Here is a 26,939-nt window from a genome sequence, read left to right as displayed (position 1 = left end):
GTTTAATCGTTTATCCCCAGTTTTTTCAGCTAATTTTTCTACATTTTCATCATTTAAACCCAAGTTTAATCGCGCGGGTTGCGGGCCCGATTCCGGTCCGTGGCAGCGGAAGTCAGGCGATGGCAGCCGACTCGATGATGACGGCATCGCGCGGCACGTCCTGGTGCATGCCCGCCGAGCCGGTGGCGACCGCGGCGATCTTGTCGACCACCTCGGAGCCCTCGGTGACCTTGCCGAAGACCGTGTAGCCCCAGCCCTGCGGGGTCGGCGCGGAGTGGTTCAGGAAGTCGTTATCGGACACGTTGATGAAGAACTGCGCGGTGGCCGAATGCGGGTCGTTGGTGCGGGCCATCGCGACGGTGTACCGGTTGTTCTTCAGGCCGTTGTTGGCCTCGTTCTGAATCGGTGCCTGGGTGCCCTTCTGCTTCATATCGGGGGTGAAGCCGCCGCCCTGGATCATGAAACCGGGGATGACGCGGTGGAAGATGGTGCCGTTGTAGTGGCCCGCTTTCACGTAATCCACGAAGTTCGCGACGGTGCCAGGTGCCTTCGCATCGTCGAGCTCGAGCACGATCGTTCCGAAGTTGGTTTCGAGATTCGCCTTTGTCATACCCCCTACCTTTCCATCGTGTCCGTTACCGGTCAGCATTTCGGGTCACCTTTTCGGTCCCGTCCCATTAGCCACGCCGTGCCGCGCATCGTCCGACGAATCCGTTTCCGAGTCGTGATTCCCCGCGTTTTACAGGGGATTCGGGCCGCGCGACTGGGAGTCGTCTCAGAAGTTGCTGGGAGCTGCACGCAACTTGTGCGCAGCCAGCGCCCGTTGCGACACGCGGGCGGATACCATTGCCAACCGTGCCCGACGCCGCTACCGCTGTCTTGACAAAACCTCCCGCCGCGCCGGAAGTCGCACCGAGTGACTTCCGTACCGCGCGTATGGTCGCGCTGATCGCCGGTGTGCTCGGCGCGCTGTTCGCGCTGGCAGCTCCGTTCTTGCCGGTCAGCCAGACCACCGCGACGCTGAATTGGCCGCAGGGCGGCACCATCAATAGCGTGCAGGCGCCGCTGATGTCGCAGGTGCCGGTCGACCTCGAGGCCAGCATTCCGTGCTCGGCGGTCGATCAGCTGCCGAGCTACGGCGGGATGCTGCTGGCCACCGCGCCGCCACAGGGCGACCGGGCATCGCTCGAGGCGATGTTCGTGCGGGTCTCCGACACATCCGTGGATGTGATCGACCGCAATGCCGTGGTGGCCTCGGCCGAGCGCGCCCAGTTGGGCGGGTGCAGCTCGATCACCATCAGTTCCGACAGCAATCGGACCAAGGCGTCGTTCGAGGGCCTCACCACGACGATCGAGCGGCCGGTCGAGGGTGCGGCGCCCGGGGCCACGCAGAAGGTCGCGGTGCCGGTAGCGGGGCAGCTGAACGGTGATCTGCGGCCACAGGTGGTCGGCGTCTTCACCGATATGAAGGGCGCGGCGCCCACCGGGCTGTCGATGCACATGACGGTGGATACCCGGTTCTCCTCCAGCCCGACCCCGGTCAAGTTGATCGCGATGATCGCGGCGGTGCTGTGCACCCTGATCGCACTCGGCGCGCTGGCCAAACTGGACGGCAGTGACGGGCGCGGGCACCGCCGGTTCCTGCCCGCCCACTGGCTGAAGCCGACCTGGGCCGACGGCGCGATCATCGGCACGCTGCTGGTGTGGCATTTCGTCGGCGCCAACACCTCCGATGACGGCTACATCCTGAGCATGGTCCGGGTGGCGCCGCACGCGGGCTATATGGCCAACTACTTCCGCTGGTATGGCGTCCCTGAGGCGCCGTTCGGCTGGTACTACTACGTCATCCAGGCCTTCTCGGAGATCTCCACCGCTAGCGCGTGGGTCCGGCTGCCCGCGCTGTTCTGCGCGATCCTGTGCTGGCTGGTGATCAGCCGCGAGGTGGTGCCCCGGCTCGGGCGCGGGGTGCGCCACAGCAAGGTGGCGCTGTGGACCGGTGGCCTGGTCTTCCTGGCGTTCTGGCTGCCGTTCGACAACGGCCTGCGCTCGGAGCCGATCGTCGCGCTCGGCGCGCTGCTGACCTGGGTTTCGATCGAGCGGGCCATTGCGACCGGTCGGCTGTTGCCCGCCGCGGTCGCGATCCTGGTCGCCGCATTCACCTTGGCGGCGGCACCGACCGGTCTGATGTGTGTGGCGGCGCTGCTCGCCGGTATTCGGCCGCTGGTGCGGATCGTGGTGCGGCGGCACCGGCAGTTCGCCGCGCAGGGTGTCGGCAAGTGGGGTTCGTCACTGCCGCTGCTCGCACCGATTGCGGCGGCCGGTCTGCTGGTGCTGATCGTGGTCTACACCGACCAGACCTTCGCCGGAATCCAGGAGGCCAACCGGGTACGGCAGGTGACCGGGCCGAACCTGGCCTGGTACGAGGACTACCTGCGCTACTACTACCTGTTCGTGGAGACCGTCGACGGTTCGCTCTCGCGCCGGTTCGCCTTCCTGATCATGCTGCTGTGCCTGTTCACCACCATGCTGGTGCTGCTGCGGCGCAGGCAGGTGCCCGGTATCGCCAGCGGTCCGAGCTGGCGGCTGATGGGCGTGGTCTTCGGCACCATCTTCTTCATGATGTTCAACCCGACCAAGTGGACCCACCACTTCGGCGCATATGCGGGCATCGCCGGATCACTGGCCGCGGTCACCGCGGTGGCGGTTTCCGCGAGTGCGTTGCGGGCCAGGAAGAATCGGGCGATCTTCCTCGCCGGATTGCTGTTCGTGCTGGCCATCGCGTTCTCGGGCATCAATGGCTACTGGTACGTGTCCAGCTTCGGCGTGCCGTGGTTCGACAAGCGGATCTCGCTGCACGGCCACCAGTCGAATACGGCGATGCTCATCCTGTTCGGGCTGGCGCTGGCGCTGGTCGCCTGGGCCGCGCTGCGCGAGGACTACACCAAACCGCAGCCATCGGCGAAGTCGGTGCGTGGTAAGCGGATTCGCAAATTCGCCGCCATTCCGCTGACCGTGGTCGCCGCGCTGATGGTGCTGCTCGAGGTGTTCTCGCTGGTGAAGGGCGCGGTGTCGCAGTATCCGGCGTATTCGCTGGCACGCTCGAATTTCGATGCGCTGAGCGGGAATTCGTGCGGTCTGGCCAATGACATCCTGGTGGAACCGGATGTGGACAAGGGCAATGGCACGCTGACCCCGATCACCGATCCGGCGAATCCGCCGAAGAACGGTGATCCGCTGGCCGGGGCCGATCCGGTCGGCTTCGACCCGAACGGTGTGCCCGAAAAGCTCAGCGCCGACACCATCGAGGTGAAGCCGGGTACCGGCAATACCTCCACCCAGTCGGTGGGTCCGGTGGGTGCGGACGGACAGAACGCGGGCACCGACGGCGGCTATGGCGCGACCGGTGTGAATGGCAGCCGGGCCACCCTGCCCTTCGGCCTCGATCCGGCCACCACGCCGGTGATGGGCAGCTACCAGCTGGGCGTGCAGCAGCCCGCGCATCTGGTGTCGAGCTGGTACCAGCTGGCGCCGCGCTCGGATGATCGTCCGCTGGTGGTCATTTCGGCCGCGGGCCGCATCCTGTCCGTCGACGACACCGGTGACACCAAATACGGCCAGTCGCTGACCGTCGACTACGGCAAGCACCTGCCCGACGGCAGCGTGCAGATGCTGGGCACCTACCTGCCGCGCGATATCGGCCCGTTCCCGTCGTGGCGCAATCTGCGCATCCCGCTCGATGAGATCGCGCCCGATGCCGATGCGGTGCGCATCGTCGCCAACGACCCGATTCTGATCGGTGATCAGTGGCTGGCGTTCACCCCGCCGCGGATGCCGAAGTTGGCCTCGCTCAATAGCTTTATCGGCTCCGAGCAGCCGGTGCTGCTGGACTGGGCGGTCGGACTGCAGTTCCCGTGCCAGCGGCCGCTGGACCACAAGAACGGGGTGGCCGAGGTGCCGGGCTATCGGATCCTGCCGGACCGGCCGCTCGCCATCAGTTCGACCAATACCTGGCAGGCCGAGGAGTTCGGTGGGCTGTTGGGCTTCTCCCAGATGCTGGCTAAGTCGAGCACCATTCCGACCTATATGAAGAACGACTGGGCGCGGGACTGGGGTTCGCTGGAGCGGTACGACCAGTACTACCCGAATGCGGTTCCGGCCAAGTTGGATACCGGCAAGGCCGACCGTTCCGGATTCTGGTCGCCCGGACAGCTGCGGGTGTTCTAACTCCTGCCAGAACAGGCCCGTCGAATCGGCACTATCGCGATTCGGCGGGCCTGATCTATATCCAAATGCGACCGCACGGAATGTTTGTTACTGTTCGTCGATCTCCATTCGTGAGCGCACTCACGCTATTGCCCGGGTGTGGTGCCGAACACGCGTCTGGCCTGCGTTTACGTGCTCGTGACAGCAAAAGGACCGCCGCATAGGCGATTCGCGCCATTGCGACGGCCAGGTGGTCGGTTGGTTGCTGAACGGCAGGCTCAGACTTTTGCCATGCGCAGGCCGAGTTCACGACGGAGTAGCTCTTGCGGGGTTTGGCGGGATAACACGCGCAGCACCGCCGGTCGTAGCTCCCGTTGTTCATCATCGGTGAGCAGTCCGACGAGGTCGCGCAGATCCATATCATCGAAGGCCGCGGTCATGAATAAAGGTTACGGCCAGCTTCACTGATGGGAAGGTATTCGCAACCAACATTTACGACATGGTCACGCTGGTTCACCGTCGTAACGTGCTCGTGCCGCGAAAACTTCGTCCATGCGCTCCTCGGCCACATCTTTATGGCGCGCATCACAGGCTGCAGGCCGTGGCCGAGCGGTGTGAGTTCTTAGTCGACGCGGACCGGTATCTCTGCGGTGATCCGGCGTTCGAGTAGGCCGTCGCGTTCCAGGGTACGTAGGGTCTGGGTGCGCATTTTGGGGCTGACGCCGGAGATGATGCGGTTGATCCCGGCGTAGCGCAGCCGGACCGTCCGCGAGGGGCATCGAGTATCAGGCTGACACCTGACGACTCTGACCGCCGGGGAGATCGAGGCTAATCGGAGTCTGCGAGCATATCCAGGAAAGCGCGCATATCGTCGGCCTCCGGGACGCCGAGATCCGCGTACAGGCTCATCGCGATACCGGCGTATTCGCGCGCTCGACCGACGTCGCCGAGATCTCGGTACGCGCGAGCCAGCCCGTCGTTGGCGCGCGCTCGCTCGGGTAGGTTCAATGCCTCGTCGGCCAACGTCAGTGCGGTGCTGTGCTTTTCGACGGCTGAGCCAGGATCGCCTGCGGTGCAGGCTGTCTCGCCGAGGCCGTTGAGCGCGGACGCTTCATCGCCACGACTGCCCAGCATCCGATACAGGTCGCGGGCCCGGGAGTGGTTGTCTCTGGCCTCGTCCAGCAGGTCGTTGCGGCGGCACAGCGATCCCAGATAGTTCAGCACCAACGCCTCGCCGCGCTGATTGCCCACCTCGCGGTGCAGTGCCAGCGCGCGGTCGAGATGTTCACGGGCGTCGCGGTACTGGTTGTTGTCGGCGCCGAGGAGCATGCCGAGGTTGCCGAGCACGTGCGCCTCGCCGACTTGTTACCCAGACGGTTGGCGAGCTCGAGCGCCTCGCGCAGGTATCGCCTGGCCTCGTCGTAGTCCCGTTTACGCCACGCTACATTGCCGAGCGTATTCAGCGCTCTGGCCTCTTGATAGCGATCCCCGGACGCGCGGGCAATCCGCAGTGCCGCTTGCGAATGCATGGTCGCCCACTCGTAATCGCCTTGTCGCCAGCAGGCCCAGCCCAGGTCGGTCAACGCTCTGGCCTCGCCGATCGAGTCGGCCAGCTGTCTGCTCGCCAGCAGTGCCACCTGGTGCAAGCGTGCGGCGTCGGAGTGGCGGGAGTTGCCGTCGAGATAGGGACGTAGGGTTTCAGCCGTGTCTCTGGCGTGCGCGGGCGTACCGTGGTCGGACGCGTAGGCCGCAGTGGTGATGAGGTTTTCGCGTTCCGCATCGAGCCACTCGGCCGCGTCCTCGGCGTCGTCCAGCGTCGTCACCCGAGCCGCGGAGGGCGGCAGCGGTTGGCGGTGATCGGCGCTGTAGGGGAACAGCAGATCCACCGCTGCCCGCGCGGTGTGCACGTAGTGGTCGAAAAGTCGTGACAGCGAGGCGGTTCGGGCATCGTCGGATTCGTCTACCGACACCATGGCGCGGGCATGCTGGCGCAGCAGGTCGTGAAAGGTATAGCGGCCGGGCTCGTATTGAGCTATCACATGAACGTCGAGGAGGTCTTCCAACAGCATTTCGGCGTCGTCCACCGAGATATCGGCCAGCGCGGCCGCGGCGCCGGGATCGATGTCCCGCCCGGGGTGCAGCCCGAGCAGCCGGAACATCCGTTGCCCGTCCGCGCGAAGCTGCCGATAGGAGAGGTTGAACGCGGCAACGACACCCCGTTCGGCCGTGGATAATTCGGCCAGCCTGCGCCGCTCCCCACGCAGCCGCCCCGCCAGATAGCCGACGGTCCACTGCGGGCGGTGCAGTAGTCGAGCGGCGGCGATCCGCACCGCCAGTGGTAGGAACCCGCACAGGTGCAGCACGTCCAGCACCGCGAGCGGTTCGGCGGTGGCGCGTTCGCCGACGATCCGGTCGAAGAGGTCGACAGCATCGCGTGCAGGCAGTGGATCGACCGACAATGCCCGAGCACCATCCAGGTTGACCAGCCGCCGCCTGCTGGTTATCAGGATGAGACTGTCCGTCCCGCCGGGCAGCAGCGGTCGGACTTGATCGGCATCCACAGCGTTGTCCAGCACCGCGACCACTCGCCGCCCGGCCAGTTCCGACCGCCACAGCGCGCCGCGATCGGCGGTGGTCTGCGGAATGCGTTCGGCGGGAATGCCGATCTGGCGCAACAGGATTTCCAGCGCCGCATCCGTCGCGACCGGTCGCCGGTCGATCGTGTGCGCTTGGAGATCGATGAACAGCTGGCCGTCGGGGAATCGGTCGGCTACTCGGTGCGCGGTGTGTACGGCAAGCGCGGTCTTGCCGATGCCCGCCATGCCGTCGATCGTGGAGACGGTCGACGCGGTGCTGGTGAGTGGTGCGAGGAGATGTTCGAGTTCGGCATTTCGGCCCGCGAAATCCGGTATGTCGTAGGGCAAGAAGTTTGCACAACGTGGCACGGGTTCGGTGCGTGCGGCCGGTGCAGTTACGCGGGTGGCGGGTTCGCCGTCGTCACGCAATACTGCCTGCTCCAGCTCGACGAATGCGCGTCCCGGATCCAGACCCTGTGCCTGCGCGAGTGCCGTCCGGAACGATCGTGCGGCGGCGAGCGCATCGACCTGTCGGCCCGCTCGATGCAGTGCGAGTATCAGTTGACCGGCCAGCTTCTCCCGCAGCGGGTTTGCGGAGACCATCGCTGCCAACTCGTCGAGCACCGCCTCGTGCCTGCCCAGCCCGAGTTCCACCGCGGTCAACTGCTCGAACGCCGCCAACTGCTTCTCCTGCAGGCGGCGCCGCGCGGGCGCGACGTAGTCGGCGTTCAGATCGGCGAGCGCCTCGCCGTGCCACAGCGCCAACGCCGCACGCAGTTCCGCCACCGCGGCCGCGGGGTCGGAAGCGGCCAGCGATCGGCCGGCACCGACCCGACTGGTGAATTCCTCGAGATCGAACTGCCCCGGCTCCGGCAGCGCAACGTATCCGGCAGATCTGGTCTGCAGCACCTGCGCCGCATCCGCTTCGCGCAACACCTTGCGGATCGCCGTCACCGCGGCGTGGATCTGCGAGCGCGCCGTGTCCGGGGGATCCGTGCCCCACATGGCCTCGATGATCCGGTCTGCGCTGCACACTCTTCCGACATTGACCAGGAGATAGGCGAACACTGCCCGATGTCTCGGCGCCGCGGCCGATTCGCGGCCGTCGACCACGATTTTCATTGGTCCGAGGACCGTAAAACGCACACCCATCTCGGCTCCATACAACACCCATCGTGAAGGCATCGCAAAAGTATCAACAGGCCGCAACACGCTATTCCCATGCCGCAAATGCCCCCTATAGACCCGGAGAACGCGGGTGACGCTGCCGGACACCTCTTCACTGTCAGCCAGCAGTTGTTCGGTGTGACACCGAACAACGTCAAGGTGATGGCGCAAAGCCCGGCCGCCCTGCGGGGGTATGTCGCCCTCACCGAAGCGCTGGGCGGCAGCGAGATGCCGGCGTTCGCACGTTCGGCTGTCGGACTGCTGGTCGCCCAGGAGCACGGGTGTGACTACTGCCTTTCGGCGCACAGCTTCCTCGGCAGCCGCCTCGCGGGGATGACCGAGGACGAGCTCAGCGACGCCCGATTCGGCGCGGCCGACGATCCGAAATACGCGTCGATCCTGGCCTTTGCGGCGGCACTGATCCGCCGCCGCGGCGCAATCACCGACGACGAACTCGCCACAGCCCAGGCGGAACTGGCGCCTACCGAACTCGTCGACGTCATCGCTCACGTGGCGTTGGCGATCTTCGACAACTACCTCGTCTTGGCCGGACGAGTGGACATCGACTGGCCGTTGGTCCGGCATACGGACCACGCCCACGACAAAAAGGAAGCGGAATGACTATGCAAGACAGCGCGATCGCGGTAGCGGGCGCCACCGGACGGCTCGGCCGCCGCATCGTAGACGTGCTCACCGAGGCAGGACACAAGGTCGTGGCGATGTCGCGGTCGACCGGAGTGGATGTGGTCACCGGTGCCGGACTCGCCGAAGCATTGCACGGCGTGACCGCAGTGATCGACGCGTCGAGCACGCCGTCCTTCGAACAGCAGGCAGCCACCGACTTCTTCACCGCTTCGGCCCGCAACCTGCACGCGGCCGCGCAGTCGGCCGGAGTGCGGCGGATCGTGGCCGTGTCCATCATCGGCATCGACGGCTCCACCGCTGGATACAACGCCGCGAAGCTGGTGCACGAGCAGGCACTGCTGGCGGGCCCGGTGCCGACTCGAATTCTGCGGGCCGCGCAGTTCCACGAGCTCGTCGAACAGATGATGCAGTGGGGCGCACAAGGTTCGGTGATCTACATCCCGAAGATGCGTACCCAACTGGTCTCCGCACGCGCGGTCGCCGAACAGCTGGCCGAATTCGCGACCGGCCCGTGGTCGGCGCACCGAGCGGGCCCGTTCCCGGAGATTGCCGGACCGCGCGCCGAATACCTGGCCGAGATGGCCCGGCTGGTGAACGCGCGACGCGGGGACGACAGGCCGATCGAGGAGGTCAGCGATCCGGCCAACCCCGACCGCGACCTGTACGAGAGCGGCGCTCTGCTCCCCGGGCCGGATGCCGTCCTGTCCGGTCCGAGCTTCGCCGACTGGCTCGACCAGCAGGCCCGCATCCACCACTGATTTCGAATTATCAACTCCCCCGAGAGGAACACCTGACATGAACGCTCGCATGAAGAACCCCGCCATGGTCCTGCCTGACGCGATGAAGGGAATCAACACCCTCTACAAGGCCACTTATCAGGGCGGAGTTTCCGCCGAACTACTGGAATTGGTTGCACTGCGGGTCAGCCAGATCAACGGGTGCAGCGCCTGTGTGCACGCACACCTGGCGGGCGGTCGTAAGGCGGGGGTCGGCGACGAGAAGCTGTTCGCCGTCGCCGCGTGGCGAGAATCCGCCGAGTTCAGTGCGGCCGAGCGCGCGGCGCTGCTGCTGGCAGAGGTCGCCACCCGGATCGCTGACAAGTCCGAGGATGCCGTGCCGGACGCCGTGTGGGACGAGATCGCCGATCACTACGACGAAAACCAGCTCTCCGCAGTCATTCTCATGATTGCGCTGACCAACTTCTTCAATCGCCTCAACACCACCATCAAGGAGCCCGCGGGCGCCAGCTGGGCCTGAACGGAGTATGACGATGACTTCACAGAACTCACGATCAGACGCACTTTCTCGGATCCGGACCGCCGCGTACTGGGTGACGACCCTGCCGGTCGCCGCCGAGATGTTCAAAGGCGGCATGTGGGACCTGACCCGGGAGCCGTTCGCGGTCGAAACCTTCGATCAGTTGGGCTACCCCAGGTATTTCTTGACGATTCAAGGCGTCTGCAAACTGCCCATGGCCGCAGTGCTGCTGGCCCCGGGAATGCCGCGGCTCAAGGAGTGGGCCTACGCCGGTTCCCTCGCTGTCTATCTCGGCGGCGCGGCCTCACATCTGGCGAACGGCAATCCACGCAAATTCGCCATGCCCGCAACGGTTCTCGCCGGATTCGCGGCCGCTTCATGGGCGCTGCGGCCGACGGCGCGCCGCGATCCGAGTCCCAACCCGATCGGGGCGACCTTGCGGATCGGGCGGGGCATTTTGCACGCCCTGGTCTCCGCACCGCCGCCGGAAGCGGCGCGTCCGTGAGCGTCGGCCTAGGTGGCGCAACCGATCCATACCGTTCCATCAGGAGAAACCCGTGACCCTCGACATGACGACGATGTACGCCATGCACAACGCGCTGCGGCGCGAACTCGAATACATCGCCAAAATCGCCGATCGGATCGATGATGATCCGCGCAAGATTCTCGCCACCGCTGCCGGTTGGCAAATGTTCACCAAAGGCCTGCTGGTGCATCACACCGCCGAGGATGACGCACTGTGGCCGGTGATGCGGCAGACGCTCGCCGAGCGACCCGACGAGTTGGCACTGCTGGATGCCATGGAGGCCGAGCACGGCGTCATTGAGCCGTTGCTCGATCAGATCGACGCGACTTTCGCCGATCGAGACAGCGGTCCGGAACAACTGGGCGGTCTGCTCGATGCCCTGGTCACCGGGTTGACCGGGCACCTGAAGCACGAGGAGGGCGAGGCATTGCCGCTGATTCAGGCGGTCGTGACGCCGGAGCAGTGGCAGGCGTTCGGTCAGCTACACGGCAGTCGCATCGGTTCTGATGCGCCGCAACACATTCCGTGGCTGCTGGACGGCGCCGACGAGCATGCGGTCCATGTGCTGCTCGCCCCACTGCCGGAGCCGGTGCGTGCTGCGTATCGCGATCAGTGGCAGCCCGCGTATGCCGCGCTCGATCGGTGGAGTGCGGGCACGGCGACCCAGTGAAGGCCGCAAGCCGCCCTCGGACCCGGGTATTCAGGCCGAGGGCGGTGCGTCGGCGGTTCGAGGCTCGCAGTGCCGACTCGCCGAGCTGCGATTAAAGTACCGGACGGTATTGAGATGAGGGCATGTGCGATCACGCTGGGTCTTGCCGGACCCGGCGGCGTCGACGGAAACCTGAGATCGATGAGGAGAACCGTCGGATGCGCACTCCTACCTATGGCGAGGTCGAGGCGGCCGCCGCACGTATTGCCGGGGTAGTCCGGCCCTTGACCATCGCGCCGATGGGCAGGCAATCGGATGACCAGCAGGTGGCTGGCTCCCTCCGGCCGTCGACCGAGACGGGCGGCGCCGAAATTTTCCTGGGACTCGAATTCCTGCAGCACACTGGATCTTTCAAGGCTCGCGGCGCGGCCAACCTGATGGCGGGACTGATCGAAACTCGGACCATGCCGGATGCCGGTATCGTGTCCGCTACCGGCGCCAATGCCGATATCGGATTCGCTTGGGCGGCAAGGGCGTTCGACGTGCGGGCGACGGTATTTCTGGCCGGTTCGACGCCTCGGGCCAAGGTAGCGCGGCTGCGTGGGTTGGGCGCCGAGGTTCGATTGGCAGGCGAAACGCAGGACCACGCAAGGGAATCCGCTCACGAGTTCATGGCGAGCACCGGTGCGATCGACGCCTACACCTACGACGACAACCTGACGTCGGCCGGCGCGGGCACCATCCTGCTCGAATTCGTTGACGCGGTAGCCGGGTTGGACACAATCGTCCTCGCAGTTGGCGCGGGCGGCATGTTCTCCGGAATCGCCGCGGTCGCCGACCATTTCGGCATTCGAGTGGTCGGCGCGGAACCCGATGGCAGCCGGGCGCTCAATGCCGCATTGGCTGCCGGCACGGTGCTCGACGTGGACGTGGATTCCATCGCCGCCGATTCTCTCGGCGCGCCAAGGGTTTCTGCTGCCGCGCTGGCCTGGGCCAAGGCCACAGACGTGCGCTCGGTAGTCGTCGACGACGAAGCGATCGTACGGGCGCGGCGGCAGCTGTGGGAGCGGCATCGACTCGTCGTCGAACACGGCTCGGCGACCGGCTTGGCGGCGCTGGCTACCCGGGCATACCAGCCACGCGACGGTGAACGAATCGGTGTCGTGCTGTGTGGAGCCAATACCGATCCCAGCGACCTGGTCGACTGAGCGATCCGTCGCGGGCCTCGGCCCGCGGTCCGAGCGCAACGCCGTGCCGAAATACGCATCCGCATCGGTTCGATATCCCACAACGGACGCCTGAACCACGCGCGATTGTGTTCAGGCCGAAAGAAGTTGACTTACGCGCTGGTGCGAAATGCCTATCAGTGCCGCGATGTCGCGCACGGGCAGCCGCTTCGCGGCCAGTTCCTTGGCCAGCGCCGCCGACTTCGCCGTGATCTGCTCTTGAATGTCATCGGCCTTGGCGCGCAGTGCGCGCAGCTCCTCGGACCGTGCCAGCGCCTCGGTGGTCAGTCCGACATCATCGAGGACCACGCGGACCTCGACATTCGACGGTGCGACGTCCATGGTCACGGCGATGTAGTCCCTGGCTTCGCGCTCCACTTCGGACAGCCGCCGTGCTTGGGTCAGCGCGTCCTCGCCGAGTTCGGGAATGGCCAGTGCCCACCACCGGCCCTCGCGGGATACACGAACTGTGTAGGCCATCAGGCACCTCCTTGACAGTCGCACGACATGATCGCCTTGCGAATCACGCGGACCACGCCGGGACGTATCGTGCGATGTCCATCTGGAACCGTGATCGTGTGTCGACCATCGCAGCATTGCCAAAGGCTGTGGCTACCCTTGGCATCGCGCTTGCGGCTCCATCCGGCATCGGCCAACTCCTTGATGATTACACGAGTAGCGTGTTCCGCAATCATCAGTATTGTCTAGTTGATAGACGAAGACAAGTCTAGCAACTAGACGCTTGATCTGAACGGGCCTGGAATGCCCACCGCGCAGTGGGCTATCGGGCTCGGATCGGGTCCGATTTCTTCCAGCCGTTGACCGTTGCGACGGTTGTCGCAATGGTCGCGGGCTGGGCGGTGGGGGCGTAGGGGGTGAACTTTTCCAGGGAGCCCCAGTCGCGCTTCCAGTCGTGGTCGAGGTAGGTGGGGATGGTCTGGGACTTCAGCAGCAGTCCGGTCCAGCCGAGCGGTCCGCCGCCGATATCGTCCTGCCAGGCATTGGCGGCGTCGGAGCCGACGCGGTCGGGCAGGATGCGCCAGTTCGGGACCTCGGCGACGCCGTCGTGGTGGTCGAACGGGCGCTGGCAGGGGAAGGCGAGGCCGACATGCCAGTCGAGCAGGACCGGATCGGTCCGGCCGACAACGGAATTCAGGGTGGCCAGCTTGGGCAGCCGGGGCGGGGTGACGGCCAGCCACTGCTTCTTGGTGATGTCGTTGTCGACCGCGACCAGCCGCACCGCATTGACCTCGGTCGGCAACTTGTCCAGTGGCACACGGAGATTGCGCCAGGACGGGGCGGGCCCGATATCGAGCGGATCGACCGAACCGAGCGTCTGCACCGCACCGTCGGCTCCGCGCACGCCGTACTCCAGGTGCAGTTCCTGTCCGTAGGTGACAACGCCGTCGGCGTCGACCGAGCGGATGCGGCCCGCCGCGGTAATGGCGAGCACCCGGTAGGCCGGATCGTTGCGCATGCTGTCGGTCAGATCGAGCCGGTACCACTGTGAGGTCAGCTTGGCCTGCTGTTGCTCGTTCTCCTGGTAGCTACCCATGATCGGGGTCCGCGTCGGATCCAGTCCGAAGGGCAAGGCCACGGTGCTGCCGTTGATTCCGGCCTGCTGACTGGTGCCGCCGCCGGTACCGGCGCCGGTGGTGTTGGTGGTCTTGTTCTTCGAATCCTTATTGACCGAATTCGCACCGCCGGTCACCGTCTCCTCGGCATCGGCGGTGAGGTCGGTGGCCACGCCGCTCGGGGTGAATCCCTTTGATTCCGTCGACAGTCCATCGGCGGGGGAGCCGGTGTAGGGGAGCAGCAGTGAGTCGGCGGTATCGGTCTCCACCAGCACCTCATTGGCGAGCGCGCAGGTATTTCCGTTCAGCGATTGGAGATTCGACTTCGCGATCGAGTACGCCGGGTACTGCGTGACCGCCGCCTTGGCCAGCGAGGCAACCTCGAACAGTACGAGCAGCGCAGCCGCGATGGTCAATGGCGCTGAGGCATAACGCTCGAAACGGCCCGGCGCATCGGACTTCTCGCGGTAGGGCTCGCGATAGTGCAGCCACACCGCGGCCACCAGCGCAACCGCGCTGAGCCCGAGGAACAGTGTGGAAAGGCCCTTGCCCGCGATCAGCGGCGCCTTATCCCACCACGGCACGCCGTAACTGGAGACGTACCACCAGCCATTGGAGCCGGTGAAGGTGATCGCCAGCAGGAACAGCACCGCCGCCGCGAACAGTGCGCGGTTGCGCGGTGAGCGAATCCCATTGGTGCCGACCGCGACCGCCGCGAGCGCGGCCAGTGACCCGGCCAGTCCGGCGTATACGCCGAAGTGGTGGGTCCACTTGGTCGGGGTGAACATCATCAGCAGCAGCGAGGCGAAGACAATGCCGAGAATCCGCACCGACGGCCCACGCGACGTGCCGGGAATCCGCCCCTTCCGCAGCACCTGCAGCACACAGACCAGCAGGCACAGCAGCATGATCAGCACACCGAAGCGCCGGGCCAGCGATCCGTCCGGCGAGAGCATCAATAGCGAATCCCAGCGGGTCCGTTCGTCGAACCAGGCCACATTCGGCCCGACCAGGGTGCGCACCCGGGTCGCTTCCATGACCGTCGCCAGCGTCTGATCGGCGAAAACCACAACCAGCACGAGAGTTCCGGCCGCGAGTCCCGGCGCGAGCAAGGCCGCGTAGCGGAAGACGGAGGCCAGGCGCGAGGTGCTGTGATCGGCCGGAGCGGTGGCAGTCCGAGGTTCGGTATCGGCCAGGGTTCCCGCGGCATCGCGGGCCCGCCGGATAATGATCTGCAGCATCGGCCGCGACCCCGCGATCAGCGCCGCGACACAGATCAGCCCGGTCGGACCGGCCGCCAACGAGAATGCCGCGATCAGCACACCGACCGCGGCGGGCAGCAGCCGCCCGGTGGCAATGGCCCGCTCGATCGAGCACCAGGTCAGCAGCGCGCCCGCGGCGATCAGCGGTTCGGGGCGCAGTCCGTTGTCATAGGGCAGCCAGAAGGCGAGGAAGACCAGCCCGGCCGTCCACAGCGCGACCTTATTCCTGCGCACCCGGGCGCCCAAGCGCGGCAGCACCTCTCGGCTGATCACCATCCAGCACACGATTCCGGCGGCCAGCGTCGGCAGCCGCATCCACGGGCTGGCATCGGAGATCTTGGTCATCCAGGCCAGTACCTCGTAGGACCAGCCGAACGGGGCCTCGGGCACCGCGAACCACCGGTAGTAATTGGCCATGTACCCGGAATGTTCGGAGACCCGGGCCATATTCAAGATGTAGCCGTCGTCAGAGGTGTTGGCGCCGATGAAATGCCACAGCACCAGGATGCCGAGCACCGCGGCATCGGCCAGGGTGAACCGCCACCAGTGCGCGGGCAGGAAGCGGCGGGCCCGCCGTCCATCGGCATTGTCGAGCAGATGCAGTGCGATCAGCGCGATGATCGTGCAGACCGCCGCGGCGATCATGGCACCGAGTTTCAGTGCCGACGGTGTCGAGGAGAAGCGTGCGTCGATATCGGCGTGCAGTTTCGCGCCATCGAGCTTCCCGGCGTCCAGATCGGTGAAGACGCCGACCACCTGCGGGCGGATATCACGGGTGACGGCATTGCGGAACGGCGTACCGTCCTGGCGTTTCACACCGACGAATTCCACCGTGGTCGCCGCCGCCGTCGAGTCGATGGTGACGGACTCGCATCCGGCGATCTCCGCGACGGGCGCCGACAGCAGCGGAATATCGCGCTGCAGCACCGAGAGCGTGCCATCGGCGATCGAGACGACCAGCCCCTTGGCGCTCGCCTGACCCGACGCGACCGGAATGGTCGACACAACCGTGCCCGGCCCGGCGGTGACCACCGAACACGGCAGCGTCGCATTCAGCCGCAGCGGCACATACGACACCAGTGCGGCCTCGACGCTGGTGCTGCCCGCCTGCGGCCAGTCGAGCGCGGCCTGGTCCTGTTTCACCGGCAGCAACGGTGTCAGCAGCGCCAGCACGAATCCGAGAAGTCCGGAGACGAGGGCGATCAAGCGGTTGCGGGTGAACGCCGCAGAAGTTCGGTCCGGTCGCACGAGGGACCATGCTAACCACCCCCGCTGGTGACCCCCGCCACCGAGATGATCCATGCTCCGCACTCTGGCTAGCGCAGCGGCCGGACGTCCCAGAGCCACACGTCATCGACCTGTCGCGGCGCGAGGTCGAGCAGTTGGGTCATGGTGGTGCGCAGCACCTCGGAATTCTTGGTCGCGGGCAGCACAACCACATCGGCCTCCCAGAAGTGCAGATCGTCCAATGCCTGCGCCCGGGTCTCGGCGTCGATGGGCGGGACGTCGCCGGTGTCCTGGGCGCGGACCAGTAGGGCGGTGGTCGGGCGGAAGTCCGGTCCGTAGATGCCCTTCTTATTCGCGCCGGTCGGGCCGACGAAATAGCCTCCGGCCAGCGGGAAGTCAAAATTCGCGTCGGCCTGCCAGCGCAGCGCCTGCGCCCCGGCGGGGCGCGGTGGCGGCACCAGCACGACCGAACCGCCGCTCACGTACTGCCGCACGGTCCCGTCGGCGAAGAACTCCGGCGTGGGCGCGCGCTCGATCACCGGAAGGATTGTCGGGGCGAGCGGAACCAACGCCAGGACCAGCGCCGGGAACCAGGCCAGCGGCCGCCAATCGACCGGTGACCGCCGCCACCAGGTGACCGCCCGCTGTGTCGCCAGCGCCAGCACCGCCGCGATGGCCGGAATCGCCGCCATGGTGAGCCGGGTCTCCAGCACGGTATTGAGCAGCGGGACCTTTTCGGCCCACTGCCATGGCAATTCGACTCCGGTCGATTGCTTGCCCAACATGGCAACAGCACCCAGTGACAGCACACCGAAGACCACGATCACCACGGCCGCGGCCCGGACCACCCGGTCGCGCCAGAATAGCGCGACCGTCACGACCAGCAATAGCAATAGCGGCCAGCCGAAGTAGGCGTTCTGCTCGGTGTCGTTGATGGCCACATACTGTCCCGGCGCGAACAGCCCACCCAGCGATTCGGAGGGGAACTGCACGATCGCCTTCAGATCGTTGCCCATCGGCCCGTGATCGATCGAGCGATAACTCTGCGGCCCGAAGAACTGCCACCACAGCGGAATCTCGGTGAGCATCAGGGTGATCACCGCCGCCAATGCGACGGTCGGCGCGACCGCGCGCAGCACCCGCCAGCCGGTGCGCGGTGTGTGCAGGTAGTACACGACGGCGAACAGCCCGAAGGCGAGCGCGAAGATCAGCAGCGGTTCCTCGCCGAGTGCGATCTGCGTCGCGACCAGCAGACCGAGCGCGACCGCATCGCGAACTCGCCTGCGCGGTCTGGTCTTTGCGATGCTCGCGCCGGAGTCGTCGGCCGGGTCCGCCGTCGCTCGGCGTGCGATCCGGATCAGCATCAGGGCGATGACCGGCAGAAGCACCAGCATTACGAAGTTCGGGTGCGCATTGGCGTGCGAGATCATCGCGGGCGCGAATCCGCAGAACAATCCGCCGATCGCGGCGGCGAACCGGGACCGCACCAACTCCCGCGAGAACAGCCAGTACCAGGCGATGGCGGTGCTGGCGAGCCCGACCGTGAGAACGAGTACGAAGGTGACCGTCGGCCCGAACAGCAGCGTGACCGGCGTCAACGGCACCCCGACCCCGAACATGGCGGTATTGGCCATCATGTTCACCCCGGCCGGGAAGTTCTGCAGATTCGTGCCGAGCGGATTCTCCAGATGCGCCACCGAATGGGCGGTGACCGCAAAGAACCACTCCCACATGGTCTGGTCCTGACCACTCTTGATCAGATACCCGCTGTGGGTATTGCGCCACTGCCCCGAGAGCACCGTGACGGCCAGCGCCAGATAGCCCACCGAGACGACCAGATCACTCCGGCCGACCCGGGTCCGTCTCCGTGTCGGCTCGGCCGTTCGCTGATCAGGTCCAGGCCCGCCAGCCGGTGTCGATCCCCTGGTGACGACGCCTATTGCCGGTGGTGCCTCGATCCGCAAAACAAACTTCTCCCGTTATCGGTTAAATCAGCCGTTCAGCTCCCCCGCCTCCCCGCGCCTTTAAGCCAGACTCAGGTGCCCGCGACGTATTGTCGGCGGCTGGCGGTGTGGTGCTGGCTGAGTTAGCTGGTACCCGGTGAGTTACCCATGTCCTTGCTAAATCAGTCGTCGCCGGGCTCATGATATGCGGCACATCGGGCGCGCGTCGGTCAGCGATTGACCACGACCAGGGTGAACGGGCCGATAACGGTGGTGGTGAAGTGCGGGTCAGCGAAGAGTTTCTTGGGGAAGCTCACCGTGTAGCGCTTCACATTGGGGTCGTTGGGGTAGACGTCCTTGGCCAGGCGCAGGGTGTAGTCGTCACCGCTGCTGCGGAAGAGGAACGCGTCCGGCGCGCGCCATGGGCTCTTGTTCAGCGCGTCGACCAGCGCGGTGGGGGAATCCAGCTTGCTCCAGGCCTCGATGGTCGCGGCGCGGCCGGCGAAATCGGCGAGCGGGTTCGCGTAGTGCGAGGTGAGTGCCTGGAAACCGTAGTACGGGTAGAAGGAAAGGAAGCTCGTATCGGCGGTGAGTACGACCGAATCCGAGCGTGGTCTGCCGGTCTGTGCGAGCAGTGCCGCATCGATATCGCGGTAGTGCGCCGCCGCGCCGGGAGCCCGCTTATCGGCGCGCTCGCCATGGCCGTCGGTATCGGTGTAGGCGGTGGTGATCTCCGGCTTCAGCACCCGCGGGATGTCCTGAGTGAACGCGAGCGCGCCGACGACGGCGACCACGACCACCGCGATCTTGAACCGCCCCGGCTCGTTCAATGCCCGGTAGGCCTCCCGTGCGCACTCGACGAAACCGAAGGCACCGGCCGCCGCGAGCAGCACCTCGAGCACCGGCGTCAGCCGGAACGAGAGCAATGTCGTGCCCGCCACGGTCGCCGTCATCGACAGCAGGCACCACAGGTAGATCGCCACCACACCGATGCCGAGCGCCTGCGCCCGCCGTGACGATCCGGCCCGCAGCACCAGCCAAGCGGTCCCGAGCAGGAAGAAAGCGCCGGGCAGCGAGAACTCCGCCATCGGCAATGGCAACTCCGCCCCGCCTTCCGGCAGATAGTGGAACGCCGTCCCCGAACTCGGCATCGTCCCGCTGAGCATCTTCAGTACGAAGGGCAGCCACACGACCAGCGCGACCACACCCGCGATCGCGCCGATCGCCACCAGCCGGACCAGCGGCGGCACCGCCGCCCGCCACACCGCGCGCGATCCAGCGCCGCGCCGAGACCGGTTCACCGCGAGCCCCGCCGAAACCAGACCCATCAGCCCGACCGCGAAGGCCGCCACCACGAAGTACAGCGTGTAGAACGAGGCCGCCATCCCGAGGAACAGACCGGCGCCGAGCACCGCACCCCAGCCTCCGGCCGTTTCGGTACCTGCGGGCTTTGCGCCGCGATCCACACCACCGTCATCCGCGCTGTCGACCGACGCGGCTGCGCCATCCCATGCTGCGGCGCTGCTCGCGATGCCATCGGTACTCGGTGCCGCAGCGTGACCTGACGTGACAGCGCCACCGGTCGCCGCTTCGACATCCGATGCCGTGCCCGCAACGGCGCTGGTCACCGCGCTCGACACCGCGAGCGGGCGGTACAGCGCACCCCACGCGAGTACCAACGCGGGTGGCAGCAGCAGCACGATGACCGCGCTGTAGGCCTCCGGCGACGCGTAGGCCACCGTCACCGCGGTCGTCGCCGCGCTGACCCCGATCGCCCAGTCGGCGCGAATCAGCTTGGACCACAAGACGTATGCGATTACCGCGACGACCGCGAGCGACCCGATCGCATACGGCTTGAACGCCTCCCAGCCATCCATCCCGAGCACATTCGCCACCCGACCGCCGATCCAGAACCAGCCCGCGGGATAGAACGGGGGCAGGTCGGCGTAGGTCATATCGTGCAGCGCCGCGCTATCGGTCAGCCGCGTCAGATATTCGGTGCGGAATTCCTGATCCACCGAGACACCGAACAGATACAGCTTGGTCGCCGCCAACGGCATTCCGAGCGTTACCGTGACGAACGTCGAAATCCCCACCCACGACAGCGCTTTCGCCACCCAGGGCCACCGCCGCGCCCGCACCAGCCAGATCGCCGCCCCCAGCAGCACCGCGGCCCCGACCTGTCCGACCGTGGTCAGCGCACGGGTCACATTGGACGAATTGAACGCTGGCCACTGCACCATCGAAAACGCCACTAGCCCAATGGCGGCCACCACCGTCGCGACCACCGCGGCCAGCACCGCCTCACCCACCCCGGAGCCGATATGCCGGACCAGCAGCGCCCCACGGCCGCGCTCCGGTGCGGAGTGCTCGGCGCGTTCTGCCGTGACTGTGCTCAACGGAGTGCTCCTTCGACAATGCGACGGCTCGAGGTCGGCTCCGAACTTGCCACGCCGCCCGGCCGCTCGCACGGGCAGGGTGCCGAATCCCGCATCGACCGGTCCCGGCGAACCGCGACGATGGTATCCACCGAAATGGCGCCGCGGCGTGCGCTGATGCCGGACTTTATGTCGGCGTCAGCGCTGGGCTGCCACGGAACCGCGTGTTGTGGATACAGACGAGCCGCACCTGTGCCGCGCAAGGCGTGCGCGGTGAACGAGGTGCGGCTCGGGGAGATCAGATGGGCAGCTTGCGGAAGATCGGGCGCGGGATATGGCGCAGGATCATCATCACCAGGCGGAAGGTGCCCGGTGCCCAGACCAGCTCCTTGCCCCGCTGCGACGCCGAAACCGCCAGTGCCGCGATGTCTTCCTTGTTGACGGTGAGCGGAGCCTCTTTGACGTGCGCGGAGAACCTGGTCCGCACCATGCCCGGCCGGATCACCAGCACCCGCGGGCCGTGTGGGCGCAGTGCCTCGCCGAGGCCGAGGTAGAACCCGTCCAGTCCGGCCTTGGTCGAGCCGTAGACGAAGTTCGAGCGGCGTACCCGCTCACCCGCGACCGAGGACATGGCGATGATCCGCCCGAAGCCCTGCTTCTTCATCTTCTCGCCGACCAGCACGCCGACCGAAACCGCCGCGGTGTAGTTGACCCCGGCGACCTGTACGGCCTTGCGCTGGTTCTGCCACAGCTCTTCCGGATCGCCGTCCAGCGCGAAGGCAACAATGGCGACATCCACATCGCCGCCGTCCCAGGCTGCGTCGATCACCTTCGGGTGACTGTCGGTATCGAGCGCATCGAAGTCGATGGCATCGACTTCGGTCGCGCCCGCCGCCTTCATCTGGGCGACGGCGTCCTCGCGCAGCGGATCGCCCGGCAGTGCGGCCAGAATGATGCGCGCCGGACTCTTGCGCAGGTACTCGGCGCAGATCGCCAAGCCGATCTCCGAGGTTCCGCCCAGCAGCAGAATGGTCTGCGGGTTGCCTACGGCATTAATCACTGGAGCTCCAGCCTTCTCGCCATATCGGACATGAATACGCCTGTGGGATCGACGCTTCGGCGGATCTTGATCCACTCGTCGATCCGGGGGTACATCTGGTGGAAGGTCTCCGCGGTGGTGCGGGAGTCTTTCGCGGTGTACAGCCGGCCGCCGAATTCCATGACGCGGCGGTCGAGATCGCTGACGAGCTCGTTGAGGCCGGGCCGGATCGGGAAGTCGCAGCAGATGTTCCAGCCCGGCATCGGGAAGCTCAGCGGAGCCGGGTTACCTGGACCGAACAGCTTGAAAACATTCAGCGCCGAGATGTGCCCGGACGCCTGGATATCGATGATGATCCGCTTGAATTCCTCGACCGCTTCGGTCGGCACCACGAACTGGTACTGCAGGAAACCGGCCGGACCGTACGCGCGGTTCCACTCCGCGATCATGTCGAGCGGGTGATAGAACTGCGTCAGGTTCTGGATCTTGCCGGTGTAGGTGCCGCCCATGGCGTAGTACGCCTCGCCGACCGCACCCAGGGTGAGCCGGTTCGCGGTGAAGCTCGGGAAGATATTCGGCACCGTCATCAATTGCGGCGCATCGAACTTCAGCGGATTCTTCTGCTTCTTCTTCGGCAGCTCGTCCACCTTGGCCAGCCGGCCACGCGTGATGCAGGCTCGACCCAGCTTCGGCTGTGGGTTCATCACGTCGAACCACGCGCTCGAGTAGGTGTAGTTCGCCTCGCTGCCGTCGCTGTGCGCGGCGATGGTCTCATCGAGCGTGGTGGTCTTCACGCCGTCGTTGAGGAAGTACGCCGTCTCGGTGGGCGCCATCTCGATGGTGGCGCGCAGGATGATGCCGGTGAGACCGTTGCCGCCGACGGTCGCCCAGAACAGCTTGGCATTGCGCTTGGGCGTGATGTGCTGCACCTGCCCGTCGGCGGTGAGCAGATCGATCGAGCGCACGTGGTTGCCGAAGCTGCCCTCGCTGTGATGGTTCTTGCCGTGGATATCGGAGGCGATGGCGCCGCCGATCGTCACCTGCCGGGTGCCGGGCAGCACCGGAACCCATAGCCCGAACGGCAGGGCCGCCTTCATGAGCTGGTCCAGGCTGACGCCGCCGTCCACGTCGACGATCCGGGTGTCCCGGTCGATCCGGTGGATATTGTTCAGCGCCGTCATATCGACGACCAGGCCGCCCGCGTTCTGCGCGTGATCGCCATAGGAGCGTCCCAACCCGCGCGCGATGATGCCGCGGCGCAGGTGGGCCGGCTTGGAGTCATTGTCCTCGGCGACCATGGCGACGGCCTTGGCGATCAGTTCGGGATCGCTGGTCGAGAGCACTTCGGAAGATGTTGGTGCGGTGCGACCCCACCCGGTCAATGCCTTGGTCCGCGTCGGCAGCGTGAAGGTGCCGTCGGTGACATTGCCGGTGTTACCGGTTGTGGTGGCGGTCGGAGCTTTCGTGGACATCGGCATAGAGGCTACATGCATGAGCCGATATCCGGTCGGCGTCGCCGTACTCCCCAGTATGTGAGGTCCGACATGGGTTCCATCGCGCCGGACAAATGCCCAAGCGGTGCTCGGTCCGCGTGTTCCTCGTCACGCCGTTACGCTCGTCGGCGTGCAAGCCGAACCCCACCTGCCGCTCCCGGCCGAACTGCCGCCGGTCGACGAGTCTGCCGGCGCGAGCGACGGGCCCGAAGGAGGCAGCCTGCGCAAGCAGGTAGGGCCCCGGGAGCGCCGAATCGAAAACAGCACCGAAGTCGACCTGAAGACGCAGATCGTCCGCTTTACCCTCACCGGCGGCCTGTCGGCCATCGTCGACTACGGGATCTACAGCTTCCTGCTGAATCTGATCGGCCTGCCGGTCAGCGTCGCCAAGTCGATCAGTTTCATTGCGGGCACCACCACCGCCTACCTGATCAATCGCCGCTGGACCTTCCAGGCCCCGCCGAGTCGCGCCCGGTTCATCGCGGTGGTGATCCTCTACGCCGTCACCTTCGCCGTCCAGGTCGGCATCAACCAGGTGCTCTACGCCACCCTCCCCGGCGATTGGTGGCGCCAGCCGCTGGCCTTCGTGATCGCTCAGGGCACCGCAACGGTCATCAACTTCATCGTCCAGCGCGTGGTCATCTTCAAGCTTCGCTGAGGGAACCCGCCGGATCAGCGCGGAACCAGGACCTCGCCGTTGGCCTGCGCCTTCGCGCCGAAGTAGTCCCCGCCCTTCGCGCGCACATTGTCGGTACCCCAATCCCGCTGCTCCCGTGCCGCGGGCACCAGGTGCGGGATGTGCTTGCGGCAGTGGATGTACGCCTCTTCGACATCGACGACCACCCAGCGCTCGGCGGCACGTCCTTTGACGCTCTTCGGGAGTTCGGGCACGGTGTGGCGCAGTGCGGGATCGTCGACGATGCGGGCCGAGCCGTTGATGTGCAGTCCGATCAGGTCCTGGACGAAATCGATTAGCAGGATGCCTACGTGCGGGTTCTCCAGGATGTTGCCGAGGCTGGCCATGACGCCGTTGCCCCGGTATTCGGGGTAGGCAATCGTGCGTTCGTCGATCACGTGCAGGAAACCGGGCAGACCGGCACGGAAACTGGCATCGCATTCGCCGTGTTCATCCGCGGTGGCGATGAAGGCCATATCCATCCTGGCGATGAATTCGATCATCGTCGGATTCAGCCGATCGAGCACTTGGTCCTGGTAGAAGCGTTCGGCCCGGTCCTGCGTGCCGTACCTGTCCTGTAGTTCGTGCTCGCCGTCACTGCCACAACTTGTACCGGGCATCTGCGCCCCCTCTGGTAGCTGGAATCCGGCACGGCTCAGTAGGTTCCGCGCTGAACCTCGCGACTAAACCGAAATTTCGTCCATTTTAGTCCGGCAAAGCAGCAAAATCCACGTTGAGAATGCACTGAATGTTTGGTTAGCGCAAGGGTTTCCATGAGTTAGCCACAATCCGACCGGCCGGGATCTTATGCGCGGCCGGTCGGATTCGGGATGAATTCAGGCGGGTGTCAAGGTCACCGGAACGCCATTGAAGACCGCATTCCCGGACGGCACGTCAACCACCGAATCATCGGTCAGCACATTGGCATTCACCCCGGCGTGCGCCCTGGCCACCGGCTGCGCACTATCGGTATGACCCCACCCGTGCGGCAGGCTCACCACCCCCGGCATGATGGCCTCGGTCGGCTCCAGCGGCACGGTCAGCGCCCCCGCGGCGGACTTCACCACGGCGGTAGTGCCGAGCCCCAACCGCGCCACATCCGCCGGATTGATATGCAGCGTGCAGGTATTCGATCCGCTGACCAGCGTGGGGATATTGTGCATCCAGCTGTTGTTGGATCGCAGTTGCCGCCGTCCGATCAACACCACTTCCGGCGCGGCGTCGGCGAGCCGGGCGCGCATCCGCGCGACATCGTCCAGCAATGGCTGCGGCGCCAACTCCACCTTCTTGGATGCCGTCCGCAGCACTCCCGGCAGTCGCGGTTGCAGCGGACCGAGATCGACGCCGTGCGGATTGTCCAGCAGCACCCGCAGATTCAGCGTGCTGAATTGCTCACGGCGCTCCCGGGGCCCTTCGTGGTTACGCAAGCTACCGCCTCCGGGCCCGTCGCTCGCGCCGGCATTCCATTCGCCATACGGCCCGAGCCGCAGCAGCATATCGATACGCTGCTCGGTGCTGTTCGCCCCGATGAGTTCGGGCCGCCGCTCCGCCATACCCGCCTTGTGCAGTGTGCCCGCGATGACCAACTCGTCCACGGCGGTCAACGGATCCGATCCGTCGGCGCCCGAATGCGGCTGGCCGGTCAGCGCTGCCCCGAGGCGCACCAGCACCGCGGCCTCCGAGGGTCGCTCACCCAGTGGTACCAAGGGCGGTGAGTACCGCGCGTAATTGCGGACCGCGAACTGCAGCAGCGCGAAATCGTAGTGCGGCGATTGCACCGGCCGCGGCGGTGGCAGGATCACATCGGCATGGCGGGTGGTCTCGTTCAGGTACCGGTCCACGCTCACCATGAATTCCAGCTCCGCGAACGCCGCATCCAACCGCGGCCCGCTCGGCGCGGACAGCACCGGATTCCCGGCGACGGTGACGAGCGCGCGCACCTGTCCGGCCCCGGGCGTGATGATCTCATCAGCCAACGTCGCCACCGGAAGTTCGCCCATCGCCTCGGGCAGCTCGCGCACCCGGCTGGCCCAGCGCCCGGTGCGGAACGGTTTGGTGCGATTGATGCCACCGGCCGCGGCATTCGCGAACATGGCGCCGCCGGGTCTGTCCAAATTGCCGGTGAGCACATTGATCACCTCGACCAGCCACTGCGTGACCGTGCCGAATTCGGCTGTGCAGGTCCCGATGCGCGCGTAGACCGCCGCGGTCGGCGCGGCCGACAGCTCACGGGCGAGCCGCAGTACCGTTTCCGCGGGTACGCCGGTTCGCTGAGCGACCACCTCGGGAGTGAAATCCGCGGCGGCGTTGCGTACCTCGTCCAGTCCCGCCACCTCGACCCCGATATCGGTCAGGTTTTCCGCGAACAGCGTATGCACGATCCCGAACAACAGATAGGCATCGCTACCGGGCCGGATGAACAGATGCTCATCGGCGAGCTTCGCGGTCCTGGTCACCCGGGGATCGACCACGACGAACTTGCCGCCACGCTTGCGCAGCGCCTTCAGCCTGCCCGGGAAGTCCGGTGCGGTACACAGTGATCCGTTCGACTCCAGCGGATTCGCGCCGAGCATGAGCAGATAGTCGGTGCGATCCAGATCCGGCACCGGCACGGTCAGTGGATCCCCGAACATCAATCCGCTCGCCACCTGCTTGGGCATCTGGTCGGCGGTGCTCGCCGAGTACAGATTCTTGGTGCCGAGCGCCCGGATCAGCACGGGCACATACAGCGCCCCCGCGACCGTATGCGCGTTCGGATTGCCGAGATACAGTGCTGCCGATTGATTTCCGTGCTCGGCCACGATCGCCGGGAACCGCTCGGCGATCAGATCGAATGCCTCGTCCCAAGAGGCGGTGCGCCAGGTATCGGTGGCCCGATCCCGAATCATCGGGTCGGTCAGCCGATCCGGATCCTGATCCAGATGTCCGAAGCTGGCCCCCTTGGGGCAGATGAACCCCCTGCTGAACGGATCGTCCCGATCACCGCGAACCGAGGTCACCCGGTCACGACCAGCCGAGTGGTGATCCGGTACCCGAGCAGCCGCCAGCTGAGCAGCACACAGCCGATGAGCACGCCCAGGTTCAACACCAGCCAGGTG

The 26,939-nt window shown here is 66.0% G+C and carries 22 protein-coding genes; 8 read left to right on the top strand and 14 right to left on the bottom strand.

The window, feature by feature from the left end; genetic code table 11:
* Positions 1–112: 112 nt before the first annotated feature.
* Positions 113–610 carry a peptidylprolyl isomerase gene (locus tag ABZW16_RS33095; protein ID WP_354960028.1) on the bottom strand — a complete coding sequence of 166 codons (498 nt, stop codon included), beginning with the start codon at positions 608–610 and terminating at the stop codon, positions 113–115.
* 326 nt (positions 611–936) lie between these two features.
* Between ABZW16_RS33095 and ABZW16_RS33090 the strand changes: the two genes are divergently transcribed.
* Positions 937–4,224, top strand: a complete 3,288-nt coding sequence (locus ABZW16_RS33090; protein ID WP_354960033.1) for an arabinosyltransferase domain-containing protein — start codon at positions 937–939, stop codon at positions 4,222–4,224.
* Between the two features lie 257 nt (positions 4,225–4,481).
* On the opposite strand, the gene ABZW16_RS33085 is transcribed toward ABZW16_RS33090, so the two are convergent.
* The 4 genes from ABZW16_RS33085 to ABZW16_RS33070 all read right to left on the bottom strand — a co-directional run bounded on the left by ABZW16_RS33085 (position 4,482) and on the right by ABZW16_RS33070 (position 7,931).
* Complete coding sequence (locus ABZW16_RS33085; RefSeq protein ID WP_354960027.1) at positions 4,482–4,643, bottom strand: hypothetical protein; 162 nt, start codon at positions 4,641–4,643, stop codon at positions 4,482–4,484.
* A 182-nt stretch (positions 4,644–4,825) separates the two neighbouring features.
* Positions 4,826–4,912, bottom strand: a complete 87-nt coding sequence (locus tag ABZW16_RS33080) for a hypothetical protein (protein WP_354960032.1) — start codon at positions 4,910–4,912, stop codon at positions 4,826–4,828.
* Between the two features lie 119 nt (positions 4,913–5,031).
* Positions 5,032–5,532, bottom strand: a complete 501-nt coding sequence (locus tag ABZW16_RS33075) for a tetratricopeptide repeat protein (RefSeq protein WP_354960026.1) — start codon at positions 5,530–5,532, stop codon at positions 5,032–5,034.
* Positions 5,421–7,931: a BTAD domain-containing putative transcriptional regulator gene (locus ABZW16_RS33070; protein WP_354960025.1), complete on the bottom strand. Its 2,511-nt coding sequence runs from the start codon at positions 7,929–7,931 to the stop codon at positions 5,421–5,423. The genes ABZW16_RS33075 and ABZW16_RS33070 overlap by 112 nt, the downstream gene beginning before the upstream one ends.
* A 69-nt stretch (positions 7,932–8,000) precedes the next feature.
* On the opposite strand from ABZW16_RS33070, the gene ABZW16_RS33065 reads away from it, so the two are divergent.
* The 6 genes from ABZW16_RS33065 to ABZW16_RS33040 all read left to right on the top strand — a co-directional run bounded on the left by ABZW16_RS33065 (position 8,001) and on the right by ABZW16_RS33040 (position 12,231).
* Positions 8,001–8,567 (top strand): carboxymuconolactone decarboxylase family protein, encoded by a 567-nt coding sequence (locus ABZW16_RS33065; protein WP_354960024.1) that lies wholly within the window; start codon positions 8,001–8,003, stop codon positions 8,565–8,567.
* Positions 8,564–9,349 carry an NAD(P)H-binding protein gene (locus ABZW16_RS33060; RefSeq protein ID WP_354960023.1) on the top strand — a complete coding sequence of 262 codons (786 nt, stop codon included), beginning with the start codon at positions 8,564–8,566 and terminating at the stop codon, positions 9,347–9,349. The genes ABZW16_RS33065 and ABZW16_RS33060 overlap by 4 nt, the downstream gene beginning before the upstream one ends.
* 37 nt (positions 9,350–9,386) lie before the next feature.
* Complete coding sequence (locus ABZW16_RS33055) at positions 9,387–9,848, top strand: carboxymuconolactone decarboxylase family protein (protein WP_354960022.1); 462 nt, start codon at positions 9,387–9,389, stop codon at positions 9,846–9,848.
* Between the two features lie 13 nt (positions 9,849–9,861).
* On the top strand, positions 9,862–10,353 hold the full coding sequence (locus ABZW16_RS33050; protein ID WP_354960021.1) for a DoxX family protein: 492 nt from the start codon (positions 9,862–9,864) through the stop codon (positions 10,351–10,353).
* 52 nt (positions 10,354–10,405) lie between these two features.
* Positions 10,406–11,044 carry a hemerythrin domain-containing protein gene (locus ABZW16_RS33045; protein ID WP_354960020.1) on the top strand — a complete coding sequence of 213 codons (639 nt, stop codon included), beginning with the start codon at positions 10,406–10,408 and terminating at the stop codon, positions 11,042–11,044.
* A 197-nt stretch (positions 11,045–11,241) separates the two neighbouring features.
* Positions 11,242–12,231 (top strand): pyridoxal-phosphate dependent enzyme, encoded by a 990-nt coding sequence (locus ABZW16_RS33040; RefSeq protein ID WP_354960019.1) that lies wholly within the window; start codon positions 11,242–11,244, stop codon positions 12,229–12,231.
* A 111-nt stretch (positions 12,232–12,342) separates the two neighbouring features.
* On the opposite strand, the gene ABZW16_RS33035 is transcribed toward ABZW16_RS33040, so the two are convergent.
* The 7 genes from ABZW16_RS33035 to ABZW16_RS33005 all read right to left on the bottom strand — a co-directional run bounded on the left by ABZW16_RS33035 (position 12,343) and on the right by ABZW16_RS33005 (position 23,150).
* Positions 12,343–12,729 (bottom strand): hypothetical protein, encoded by a 387-nt coding sequence (locus tag ABZW16_RS33035; RefSeq protein WP_354960018.1) that lies wholly within the window; start codon positions 12,727–12,729, stop codon positions 12,343–12,345.
* Positions 12,729–12,944 (bottom strand): type II toxin-antitoxin system HicA family toxin, encoded by a 216-nt coding sequence (locus ABZW16_RS33030; RefSeq protein ID WP_354960017.1) that lies wholly within the window; start codon positions 12,942–12,944, stop codon positions 12,729–12,731. The genes ABZW16_RS33035 and ABZW16_RS33030 overlap by 1 nt, the downstream gene beginning before the upstream one ends.
* 86 nt (positions 12,945–13,030) lie before the next feature.
* Complete coding sequence (locus ABZW16_RS33025; protein WP_354960016.1) at positions 13,031–16,333, bottom strand: arabinosyltransferase domain-containing protein; 3,303 nt, start codon at positions 16,331–16,333, stop codon at positions 13,031–13,033.
* Positions 16,334–16,401: 68 nt separating this feature from the next.
* Positions 16,402–18,138, bottom strand: coding sequence for a glycosyl transferase (locus ABZW16_RS33020; RefSeq protein ID WP_354960015.1), 1,737 nt, complete (start codon positions 18,136–18,138; stop codon positions 16,402–16,404).
* 347 nt (positions 18,139–18,485) lie between these two features.
* On the bottom strand, positions 18,486–20,591 hold the full coding sequence (locus ABZW16_RS33015) for a galactan 5-O-arabinofuranosyltransferase (protein ID WP_354960031.1): 2,106 nt from the start codon (positions 20,589–20,591) through the stop codon (positions 18,486–18,488).
* Between the two features lie 340 nt (positions 20,592–20,931).
* Positions 20,932–21,693, bottom strand: a complete 762-nt coding sequence (locus ABZW16_RS33010) for a decaprenylphospho-beta-D-erythro-pentofuranosid-2-ulose 2-reductase (RefSeq protein WP_354960014.1) — start codon at positions 21,691–21,693, stop codon at positions 20,932–20,934.
* Positions 21,690–23,150, bottom strand: a complete 1,461-nt coding sequence (locus tag ABZW16_RS33005) for an FAD-binding oxidoreductase (RefSeq protein WP_354960030.1) — start codon at positions 23,148–23,150, stop codon at positions 21,690–21,692. The genes ABZW16_RS33010 and ABZW16_RS33005 overlap by 4 nt, the downstream gene beginning before the upstream one ends.
* A 235-nt stretch (positions 23,151–23,385) precedes the next feature.
* On the opposite strand from ABZW16_RS33005, the gene ABZW16_RS33000 reads away from it, so the two are divergent.
* Complete coding sequence (locus ABZW16_RS33000) at positions 23,386–23,823, top strand: GtrA family protein (RefSeq protein ID WP_354960029.1); 438 nt, start codon at positions 23,386–23,388, stop codon at positions 23,821–23,823.
* A 14-nt stretch (positions 23,824–23,837) separates the two neighbouring features.
* Here the strand turns inward: ABZW16_RS33000 and ABZW16_RS32995 are convergent, their stop codons facing one another.
* Both ABZW16_RS32995 and ABZW16_RS32990 read right to left on the bottom strand, forming a co-directional pair.
* The gene (locus tag ABZW16_RS32995) at positions 23,838–24,461 is read right to left on the bottom strand and encodes a pyridoxamine 5'-phosphate oxidase family protein (protein WP_354960013.1); all 624 of its coding nucleotides are present in this window, start codon (positions 24,459–24,461) and stop codon (positions 23,838–23,840) included.
* A 216-nt stretch (positions 24,462–24,677) separates the two neighbouring features.
* The gene (locus ABZW16_RS32990; RefSeq protein ID WP_354960012.1) at positions 24,678–26,840 is read right to left on the bottom strand and encodes a molybdopterin-dependent oxidoreductase; all 2,163 of its coding nucleotides are present in this window, start codon (positions 26,838–26,840) and stop codon (positions 24,678–24,680) included.
* Positions 26,841–26,939: the final 99 nt, after the last annotated feature.

The organism is Nocardia sp. NPDC004604, from assembly GCF_040609795.1.
Taxonomy (GTDB): Bacteria; Actinomycetota; Actinomycetes; order Mycobacteriales; family Mycobacteriaceae; genus Nocardia.
This window is presented reverse-complemented; position numbering and strand designations above follow the sequence as displayed.